This is a genomic window from Mesorhizobium sp. M0587, from assembly GCF_040320945.1.
In the GTDB taxonomy this organism is placed as follows: domain Bacteria; phylum Pseudomonadota; class Alphaproteobacteria; order Rhizobiales; family Rhizobiaceae; genus Mesorhizobium.
Map to the genome: position 1 here is coordinate 120,334 of NZ_JAMYQP010000016.1, position 9,068 is coordinate 129,401.

Consider the following 9,068-nt stretch of genomic DNA (forward strand, 5'->3'; position numbering starts at 1 on the left):
CGTTCCAAGAGCAACCGGTGTTCCGTTTCCGCGGCGACCGGCTATGATCCGACGAAACGGAGGATCATCATGACACGTTCGCTTGTTGCCGGCGCTTGCGGGCTGGCTCTTGTCTTGCTGTCTATCGCGGGCGCCCACGCGCAGACGCAGACGCCGGCCGCGCAGCAGACGCCAACGGCCGAAAAGCCAGCGGCGGATCAGGCAACGGACGCCGCCGATGCATCCGATGACGATCGCCAAGCGCCCGTGCCGTTCGAGGGCGGCCAGCTGACCATCACCCAGCCGGAGCAGGATGGCGAGAAGGTGCTGGCCTATGACGGCCAGCAGCTGGCCAGCAATTACGATGTCTTCTTCGACAAGATCGTGGAGGTTGGCGGCATGAAAGTGGCGCTGTTCGATGTCGGCGACGGCGGTAATCAGTGCGGACCGGCCACGGTGATCGTCTGGAAGCCGGAAAGCGGCACCATCCAGAGCACGACGGTCGAGCAGGACGAGTGCGGCGCACCGCCATCGGCGGTTTCCGATAGCGCCATCTATTTCGTGCCCTATCTGTTGCCGGGCGATGCAAAGCCGGCCTTGCAATGGTCGCCGGCCGACGGGCTGACGATCTCGGGCAATCTGACCTATATGCCGGAGCCCGGCACCGACTGGAAAGACATCGATCCGGGAAAGTTCCAGAACATCATCGATGCTTTCCACAACGCAGCTGTCTACAGGGAAGCCGAAAAACTACTCGGTAAGGACATGCCCGATATGGCGACCAGCCTGCTGGTCGGCGGCGGCACCGAAAAGACGGCGTCGGGCGCCTTCTACGCCAGCGGCTGCGTGCCGCATGACTGCGGCGGCAATGACGGCTTCATGGCGGTCGACCCGGCCCGGCACAAGCTCTATTTCGCCCGCCGCGGCGACAAGCCCGAACCGGACGCCTGGCCGCCAGTGGCAACATGGCCGGCCGACGTGAAGGAAGCGCTGGACAAGGCGCTGGAGTCGCCGAATTAGGAACATAGGCCGCGATCCGTCGCGCCGACATCGACAAGGTAATCCTGCGAGGACCCATGCGAAAACTTATCTCCACCGGGTCGCCATTCGAAAAGACCGCCGGCTATTCGCGCGCCGTGGTGCAGGGCGACTGGTGTTTCGTGTCCGGGACGACCGGCTACGATTACGCGACGATGACCATGCCGGACACGGTCGAGGCGCAGACGCGCAATTGCCTGGCGACCATCGCCAAGGCGTTGCAGGACGGCGGCTTCGCCATGGCCGACGTGGTGCGCGCGCACTACTATGTCACCGACCAGGCCTTCGTCGATATGGTCTTCCCCATTCTCGGCGAGGCGTTCGGCGAGATCAGGCCGGCGGCGACGATGATCGTCTGCCAGCTCAACAAACCGGAAATGAAGATCGAGATCGAGGTGACCGCGCTGCGGCGCACAATCTGAGGTTCCGTGCCATGAAAGTCCGACGCATCGTTGCAAACATAGGCACACAGGACATCGCGGCGGCGAAGCGCTTCTACCAGGACGTGCTCGGCCTCGATCTGCTGATGGACCTTGGCTGGATCGCCACCTACGGCTCGCAAGAAAAAATGAACGTGCAGATCAGCTTCATGGCGCAAGGCGGCTCGGGCACGCCGGTGCCGGACCTGTCGATCGAGGTCGACGATGTCGATGCGGCGCTCGAAGCCATGAAGGCGGCCGGCTTCGCCATCGAATACGGACCGGCCGACGAACCCTGGGGCGTGCGGCGCTTCTATGTCCGCGACCCATTCGGCCGGCTGGTCAACATTCTCTCGCATCGGTGAATATCTGCAAACCGCCGAGGCGACTGCAGATCTGGAGATGTTGGCGGGACAGCGCCCCCCTCTGGCCTGCCGGCCATCTCCCCCTCAAGGGGGGAGATTACGCACTCAGCCGCCTTCGCCAATTGTCTAGGCTGTAGGAGCAGTAAGACGATGAACTGCCGATCTCCCCCCTCGTGGGGGAGATGCCCGGCAGGGCAGAGAGGGGCGCGAAGGAACGCCAACGAATGGGGTTGTCCTTCATCGCAGCGTTCTTCGTCCCCTTGCGTCGCAACCGCTTGGCGTTTAGCAAGGCCGCGGTTCAATTCTTTCTGGGACGGTTTTTCCATGGCAACGAAGCATCTTTTCCTGCTCGCCGGCGACGGCATCGGTCCGGAGGCCATGGCCGAGGTCAAGAAACTGATATCAGCCATGAACGACAGGCTCGGCAGCGGCTTTACCACCGAGGACGGCCTGGTCGGCGGCTGCGCCTACGATGCGCATGGCGCGGCGATCTCCGATGCCGACATGGAAAAGGCGATGGCGGCCGACGCGGTGCTGTTCGGCGCCGTCGGTGGCCCGAAATGGGATGCCGTGCCCTATGAGGTGCGCCCCGAAGCCGGCCTGCTGCGCCTGCGCAAGGACATGGAGCTGTTCGCCAATCTGCGCCCGGCCATCTGCTATCCGGCGCTTGCCGCGTCCTCCTCGCTGAAGCAGGAAGTGGTCGAGGGTCTCGACATCTTGATCGTGCGCGAATTGACCGGCGGCGTCTATTTCGGCGAGCCCAAGCAGATCATCGATCTCGGCAACGGCCAGAAGCGCGGCATTGACACGCAGGTCTACGACACGTTCGAGATCGAGCGCATTTCGGGCGTCGCCTTCGAATTGGCGCGGACCCGCAAAAACCGCGTCACCTCGATGGAGAAGCGCAACGTCATGAAGTCGGGCGTGCTGTGGAACGAGGTCGTCACCCAGACCCACAAGGCCAGATATGCCGACGTCAAGCTCGACCACATGCTGGCCGACGCCGGCGGCATGCAGCTGGTGCGCTGGCCAAAACAGTTCGACGTCATCGTCACCGACAATCTGTTTGGCGACATGCTGTCCGACATCGCCGCCATGCTGACCGGCTCGATCGGTATGCTGCCCTCGGCTTCGCTCGGCGCGCCCGACGTGAAGACCAAGAAGCGCAAGGCGCTCTACGAGCCGGTGCACGGCTCGGCGCCGGATATTGCCGGCAAGGGCATCGCCAACCCGATCGCCATGATCGCCTCCTTCGCCATGTGCCTGCGCTATTCCTTCGGCATGGTCGATCAAGCCGACCGCGTGGAAAGCGCGATCGCCGCCGTGCTCGACGAAGGCCTTCGTACCAAGGACATTCTCTCTCCGGGCATGACCGAGGTCGGCACCGTTCAGATGGGCGACGCGATCATCGCCAAATTCCTGGGCTGATCCCATGGCGATCGACGTCCGCTGGGCGACGATCGAGGACGCGCCGGCGCTCGCCGATGTCTTGTGCGAGATGGCGGTGCACTACCGGCAGCCGCCTCTTGCTGCCGATCGGGCTCTGTCGGCCGCACGGAAATGGCTTGGCGAGGAAAGTCCGGCCTATCCGCATTTCGCGCTTGCCTTCGTCGAGGGAGAGGTCGGCGGCCTCGCCTCGGTGGCGATCGCGCATCCCGGCATCGATCTCGAACGGCTGCTGTTCCTGAAGGATCTGTTCGTGCGCAAGAGTGCCCGCAACGTCGGCGTCGGCAGGGCGCTGATCGGTTTCCTCGCCGACCACTGCCGGCACAACGGTATCGGCCGGATCGACCTGACCACCGAAGACTGGAACGAGGGCGCGCTGCGTTTCTACGACCGGCTTGGCGCCGAACGCCACGGCCAGAAGATCTTTCTCAGGCTTTCGGGCGAGGCGCTGGCGGCGGTCAGGCCCTGACGCCCGCCGGCACCGGTCCCCAAGGATTCTCGCCCAGCTGAGGCGGCATAAGCCCGAAGATTAGCAGGGCGATGCCCCCAATGACCGGGATGAAGCAGAGCGTGGCAAACCAGCCGCTCAGGCCGGCGTCGTGCACACGCCGCACGAGGAGCGCAATCCAGGGCAGGATCAATGCCGAAAAGAAAACCAGGACGGGTATAAACCCGATGAACCCAATCGGCGTCCTGTCCGCGTTGGTTTCGAAGCCGTTGATCGCCAGGTCGACGAGTATTCCGAAGCCGAAAAGCGCGAAGATCCCCAAGGTGTAGAATAGCCAAAAGGCCCAGAATTCCTTGCGTCGGGAGCGTCCGTTGAAATTGGCGTAGTCCGCAATCACCGCGCGCCAGAAGTAAGCCCACAGCCCTGTGGAGTAGGCCGGCCGATCTTCGGCAAGACGGCCAGGCCGCCGTGGCTGACCGGCGCCTGCCACCGGTGCTGTCGGGGCGACGGCGACGATGTTGTGCGCAGTGCCGTCGTCCGGCTGGAACTCGACAAGAGCACCCCTGACAAGGGGCAGTTCCTGGCTCAGATCGATACGGGAAAAGATATAGCGCTTGCTGTCGAATCCGTAGATGTAACCGTAGTCCTGACCCTCGTCATAATGGAACACCGTGCCGCGCATGCTCCGCCCCCGTTTCACATAGCGTCGTGCAAATACTACTCAGGGTTGCCCATAATTGCAACATGCACGCCAACGTTACGCTCTGACGCCCGCCGGCACCGGTCCCCACTGGTTTTCCCGGGCCTGTGTCGGGATCAGCGCGAAGACCAGGATGATCAGGCTGCCTATGGTCGGGACGAGGATAAGCAGGCACAGCCAACCCGACAGGCCGATATCGTGCAGACGCCGGACGATCATGCCGAGGCCCGGCAAGACCGTGGCCAGCAGGAAGACGCCGAAAAGCCCGATCGTCACCGCCGGCATCTCGGCGCTGTCGAGATTGCCCATCTCGACATCGGCAAAAACGCCGATGCCGATAACCACCAGCAACGCGATCGTGCAGAACAGGCAGTAGCCCCAATATTCCTTACGGCGGGCGCGGCCGGCGAAATTGAAGTAGTTCTGCGTCAGGCCGCGCCGGAAATAGCTCCACAGCCCGGTGGATTCAGCGGGCTCCGAGAACCGGCCGAAATGCTGCGGCCGGGGTGCGCCTGCTGCCGGTGCATTGCCGGCTCGGGTCGGTGCGGCGGCCGGCGGGAGAGCACCGACAGGTGGGCTGGCTGCGAGGCCGGCGATCGAAAAGACATCCCGCGCCTGACCGCCGCCCGGCTGGAACTCGACGGCCGTGCCGCTGGCCATGGCGGTTTCCCGGCGCAGGTTCTCGCGGGTGAAGGTGTAGCGGTTGCCATCGGCTCCGGTGATGAAGCCGAAGCCCTGGTCCTCGTCATAGTGAAGCACTTCGCCGCGCATGTGCCGCCCCCCGTTCCAGACTGTTCAAAGTTCCGGCGAATGGCAAGGGGCAAACGCAGTTGACCGGGCAAGCGCTTCAGGTTTGAATTCGCCCGTCATTCCTTACGGGGCGGGTTGCGCCGCTCCTGCTCTCGTCAATGGTTTCGCCAATCACCAGCACTGCAGAATAGGCGCCGAGGTTGCGGTCAGCCTCTTCTCCCCGTCACTATACGGGGAGAAGTGCCCGGCAGGGCGATGAGGGGCGGCGCCGACACTCGCGATTAATGGCCAACATCAGCCGGGGCCTGTTGTTTGTCTGAAGCCGCCGTTCCGACGAACCAGAATACCGCGAGAAATCAGTCCGGCCGCTTCTTCGCCTTCTTGTGCTTCGGTGCGCCGGTGTTTTCGAACTTCGGCTTGCCCGGCTTTTTGGCCCATGGCTTTGCCTCGAATGCGCCGGCGGGGCGCTGATCGGCCGATGCCGGTGCACGCTTCTCGAATTTGCGCTTCGGCGCGTTGGGGTCGAACGGCGCCTTGCCGCGATGCGGTTTCTTGTCGGGGCTTGGCGGCTGATAGCCGGCTCGCGACAAATCGGGCGTGCCGTCGAGCCGCTTGACCGCGATGTTACCCTGCAATTTGCGGTCGGGACCGATCGCCGCCAAAAAGCGGTCTGCCCAGTCGGCGGCGATCTGCACGTAAGTCTCTTCCGGCTGCATCTTGATGGCGCCGATCTCGCGCTTACTGATGCTGCCCGTGCGGCACAGCATCGGGATCAGCCACCGCGGCTCGGCATTCTGCCGGCGTCCGACCGACAGCGAGAACCAGACGCTGGCGCCGAAATCGTCGCGACGGCTGGGCGCCTCGTCGCGGTGCGCGAACTTTTCGCCTCCCAGTTTTTCGCGCGAAGGCGTGAACGGCGCGATCTCCATCAGATCCTCGGGCGCCGAGCGGCTGGCGCGGCATTGACGCACGAAAGCGGCCGCCACCTGTTCGGCGCCATGCCGGCTGAGAAGCGCGTCGATGAAACCACGCTCGTCATCCTTCACCGGCGCTTCGAAAGCCGGATCGGCAAGGATGCGCTCGTCGTCGCGCCGGATCACGTCGTCGGCCGAGGGCGGGCTGGCCCATGTCGCGGTCAATTTGGCGTTCTGCAACAGCCGTTCGGTGCGCCTGCGGGCGCTGTTGGGCACGATCAGCGCGCTGACGCCCTTGCGCCCGGCGCGGCCGGTGCGGCCGCTGCGGTGCAGCAGCGTTTCCGGATTGGTCGGCAGGTCGGCATGGATGACCAGTTCGAGGTTGGGCAGGTCGATGCCGCGCGCCGCGACATCGGTGGCGATGCACACCTTGGCGCGGCCGTCACGCATCGCCTGCAGCGCGTGGCTGCGCTCGTTCTGGCTGAGTTCGCCCGAAAGCGCCACGACTGAAAAATTGCGGTTGTTGAAGCGCGCGGTGAGATGGTTGACGGCGGCGCGGGTGTTGCAGAACACCAGCGCGTTCTTCGCCTCGTAAAAACGCAACACGTTGATGATGGCGTTCTCGCGGTCGGCCTGGGCAACGTTCAACGCCCGGTATTCGATGTCGAGATGCTGCTTTTCCTCGCCGGCGGCCGAAATGCGCACGGCATCGCGCTGGTAACCCTGGGCCAGAGTGGCGATCGAGCGCGGCACGGTGGCCGAGAACATCAGCGTGCGGCGCTCGGCCGGGGCTGCGTCGAGAATAAATTCGAGGTCCTCGCGAAAGCCGAGATCGAGCATCTCGTCGGCTTCGTCGAGCACCACCGCCTTGAGCGCCGACATGTCGAGCGAGTGCCGGGTGATGTGGTCGCGCAACCGGCCGGGCGTGCCGACGACGATATGGGCGCCGCGCTCCAGCGCGCGCCGCTCGGTGCGCATGTCCATGCCGCCGACGCAGGACGCCACCGTGGCGCCGGTCAGCTCGTAGAGCCACTCCAGTTCGCGCGTCACCTGCAGCGCCAGCTCCCGCGTCGGCGCCACCGCCAGCGCCAGCGGCGCGGCGGCATGGGCAAAGCGCTCGGCGCCGTCCAGAAGGGTAGGCGCCAAAGCGAGGCCGAAAGCAACGGTCTTGCCGGAGCCGGTCTGCGCCGATACCAGCGCATCCGCCTGGCCGAGCTCGGGGGCCAGGACCGCCTTCTGTACTGGCGTCAGTTCGGAATAGCCGCGTTTTTCCAGCGCCCTGGCAAGCGCTGGAACGATAGCTTCGAAGTTGGACATCTCACTCTTTCGGAATTGGAGGGTTCTGGGCTCATCGTGGAGCACATACCAGGGCTGGCGCAGCGCCAGCCAAACAATCTTGGCCGTTCGTACTTCGTGCGGCAGCCATTGTACAGAGCACGACGCGAAACCGCGCGCGCATCACGATTGACTCTCGACGCAAAGCGCGTAAAAGCCGGCACCGAACAGGATAGTTTCGATGCGCGGCCTTTTGATGGCGCTTTATGCACTCGACTTCGCCGGCCATGGCAATGTGGTTCGTGGACGGTCGACGCACGCGTTCCTGCGTTCAACCAAAACTACGGCCAAAACGACCACCAAAACGGTGTGATTCCCTTGGCCTAACCACCCTCTCCCGGGTTCGGCCCGGGGGACGGAACCCGCATTGGCCGGCGGGTTTTCTCCAACAACCGAGCGGAGAGGGACAGGAGATCTTATGAGTTTCAAGGTTGCGGTAGTCGGCGCCACGGGCAATGTGGGCCGGGAAATGCTCAACATACTGGAAGAGCGCGGCTTTCCGGTAAGCGAAGTCGTGGCGCTCGCCTCGCGGCGCAGCCAGGGCACCGAAGTGTCGTTCGGCGACCGCACGCTGAAGGTCAGGACTCTCGACCAATATGATTTTTCCGACACCGACATCTGCATCATGTCGGCCGGCGGCAACGTCTCCAAGGAATGGTCGCCGAAGATCGGCAAGCAGGGCTGCGTCGTCATCGATAATTCGTCGGCCTTTCGTTACGACCAGGACGTGCCGTTGATCGTGCCGGAAGTGAACCCGGACGCGATCTCGCTATTCACGCGCAAGAACATCATCGCCAACCCGAACTGCTCGACGGCGCAGCTCGTCGTGGCGCTGAAGCCGCTGCATGACGCGGCCACCATCAAGCGCGTCGTCGTCGCCACCTACCAGTCGGTCTCGGGCGCCGGCAAGGAAGGCATGGACGAGCTGTTCACGCAGACGCGCGCCGTGTTCGTCGCTGACTCGGTCGACGTCAAGAAGTTCACCAAGCGCATCGCTTTCAACGTCATTCCGCATATCGACGTTTTCCTCGACGACGGTTTTACCAAGGAAGAGTGGAAGATGGTCGCCGAGACCAAGAAGATGCTCGATCCCAAGATCAAGCTGACGGCGACCTGCGTGCGGGTGCCGGTGTTCATTGGCCATTCGGAAGCGGTCAACATCGAGTTCGAAAAGCCGATCACCGCCGACGAGGCGCGCGACATCCTGCGCGATGCGCCGGGTTGCCAGGTCTTGGACAAGCGCGAGGACGGCGGTTACATCACGCCGCTGGAATCGGCTGGCGAGGACGCCACCTTCATTTCGCGCATCCGCGAGGATTCGACCATCGACAACGGCCTGTCGATGTGGATCGTCTCCGACAATCTGCGCAAGGGCGCGGCGCTCAACGCGGTGCAGATCGCCGAGCTGCTGGTCGAGCGCGGCCTAATCCAGCCGAAGAAGAAGGCGGCTTGATTCTCGCTCACGGGCCGCACCGCCGCTGACGCGGCTGGCCCTGCGCGGGCGCGCCCTTTGGCCGGGTGGTGTTGAAAGGTTTGCGAGGACATTGATGCCTTTCCTCTCCCCCGTCGATCGGGGGAGAGGTGGCCCGAAGGGCCGGAGTGGGGGTCGACCCGGCTCGACCCTTTTCGTTTCAAGCACGCCTCGGCCAGATCGAGACACTGAGGGGAGTTGTG

At 64.0% G+C, this 9,068-nt stretch carries 10 protein-coding genes; 7 read left to right on the forward strand and 3 right to left on the reverse strand.

Translation table 11 applies throughout. The features are described 5' to 3' along the window. The first annotated feature begins 69 nt into the window (after positions 1-69). The 5 genes from NKI49_RS16905 to NKI49_RS16925 all read left to right on the forward strand — a co-directional run bounded on the left by NKI49_RS16905 (position 70) and on the right by NKI49_RS16925 (position 3,716). Positions 70-999, forward strand: a complete 930-nt coding sequence (locus NKI49_RS16905; protein ID WP_352603040.1) for an Ivy family c-type lysozyme inhibitor — start codon at positions 70-72, stop codon at positions 997-999. A 56-nt stretch (positions 1,000-1,055) separates the two neighbouring features. Next, the gene (locus NKI49_RS16910) at positions 1,056-1,439 is read left to right on the forward strand and encodes a RidA family protein (protein WP_352603042.1); all 384 of its coding nucleotides are present in this window, start codon (positions 1,056-1,058) and stop codon (positions 1,437-1,439) included. Positions 1,440-1,450: 11 nt separating this feature from the next. Further along, positions 1,451-1,801, forward strand: coding sequence for a VOC family protein (locus NKI49_RS16915; protein ID WP_352603044.1), 351 nt, complete (start codon positions 1,451-1,453; stop codon positions 1,799-1,801). Positions 1,802-2,125: 324 nt separating this feature from the next. Continuing rightward, positions 2,126-3,229, forward strand: a complete 1,104-nt coding sequence (leuB, locus tag NKI49_RS16920) for a 3-isopropylmalate dehydrogenase (protein WP_352603046.1) — start codon at positions 2,126-2,128, stop codon at positions 3,227-3,229. Positions 3,230-3,233: 4 nt separating this feature from the next. Next, positions 3,234-3,716, forward strand: coding sequence for a GNAT family N-acetyltransferase (locus NKI49_RS16925; RefSeq protein ID WP_352603048.1), 483 nt, complete (start codon positions 3,234-3,236; stop codon positions 3,714-3,716). Here NKI49_RS16925 and NKI49_RS16930 read toward each other — a convergent pair. The 3 genes from NKI49_RS16930 to NKI49_RS16940 form a co-directional block, all read right to left on the reverse strand. Continuing rightward, positions 3,706-4,377: a DUF805 domain-containing protein gene (locus tag NKI49_RS16930; RefSeq protein ID WP_352603050.1), complete on the reverse strand. Its 672-nt coding sequence runs from the start codon at positions 4,375-4,377 to the stop codon at positions 3,706-3,708. The two genes, NKI49_RS16925 and NKI49_RS16930, sit on opposite strands and share 11 nt — an antisense overlap. A gap of 75 nt (positions 4,378-4,452) precedes the next feature. Continuing rightward, the gene (locus tag NKI49_RS16935) at positions 4,453-5,166 is read right to left on the reverse strand and encodes a DUF805 domain-containing protein (RefSeq protein WP_352603052.1); all 714 of its coding nucleotides are present in this window, start codon (positions 5,164-5,166) and stop codon (positions 4,453-4,455) included. Between the two features lie 335 nt (positions 5,167-5,501). Beyond that, positions 5,502-7,376: a DEAD/DEAH box helicase gene (locus NKI49_RS16940; RefSeq protein WP_352603054.1), complete on the reverse strand. Its 1,875-nt coding sequence runs from the start codon at positions 7,374-7,376 to the stop codon at positions 5,502-5,504. Positions 7,377-7,575: 199 nt separating this feature from the next. Between NKI49_RS16940 and NKI49_RS16945 the strand changes: the two genes are divergently transcribed. Further along, positions 7,576-7,707, forward strand: coding sequence for a hypothetical protein (locus tag NKI49_RS16945; protein WP_352603056.1), 132 nt, complete (start codon positions 7,576-7,578; stop codon positions 7,705-7,707). Between the two features lie 105 nt (positions 7,708-7,812). Beyond that, complete coding sequence (locus NKI49_RS16950; protein ID WP_352603058.1) at positions 7,813-8,847, forward strand: aspartate-semialdehyde dehydrogenase; 1,035 nt, start codon at positions 7,813-7,815, stop codon at positions 8,845-8,847. Positions 8,848-9,068 lie beyond the last annotated feature (221 nt).

Coding starts and splice junctions, on each gene's coding strand:
- NKI49_RS16950 (WP_352603058.1), top strand. CDS start 7,813: ATGAGTTTCAAGGTTGCGGTAGTCGGCGCCACGGGCAATGTGGGCCGG.
- leuB (WP_352603046.1), top strand. CDS start 2,126: ATGGCAACGAAGCATCTTTTCCTGCTCGCCGGCGACGGCATCGGTCCG.
- NKI49_RS16935 (WP_352603052.1), bottom strand. CDS start 5,166: ATGCGCGGCGAAGTGCTTCACTATGACGAGGACCAGGGCTTCGGCTTC.
- NKI49_RS16925 (WP_352603048.1), top strand. CDS start 3,234: ATGGCGATCGACGTCCGCTGGGCGACGATCGAGGACGCGCCGGCGCTC.
- NKI49_RS16905 (WP_352603040.1), top strand. CDS start 70: ATGACACGTTCGCTTGTTGCCGGCGCTTGCGGGCTGGCTCTTGTCTTG.
- NKI49_RS16930 (WP_352603050.1), bottom strand. CDS start 4,377: ATGCGCGGCACGGTGTTCCATTATGACGAGGGTCAGGACTACGGTTAC.
- NKI49_RS16915 (WP_352603044.1), top strand. CDS start 1,451: ATGAAAGTCCGACGCATCGTTGCAAACATAGGCACACAGGACATCGCG.
- NKI49_RS16910 (WP_352603042.1), top strand. CDS start 1,056: ATGCGAAAACTTATCTCCACCGGGTCGCCATTCGAAAAGACCGCCGGC.
- NKI49_RS16945 (WP_352603056.1), top strand. CDS start 7,576: ATGCGCGGCCTTTTGATGGCGCTTTATGCACTCGACTTCGCCGGCCAT.
- NKI49_RS16940 (WP_352603054.1), bottom strand. CDS start 7,376: ATGTCCAACTTCGAAGCTATCGTTCCAGCGCTTGCCAGGGCGCTGGAA.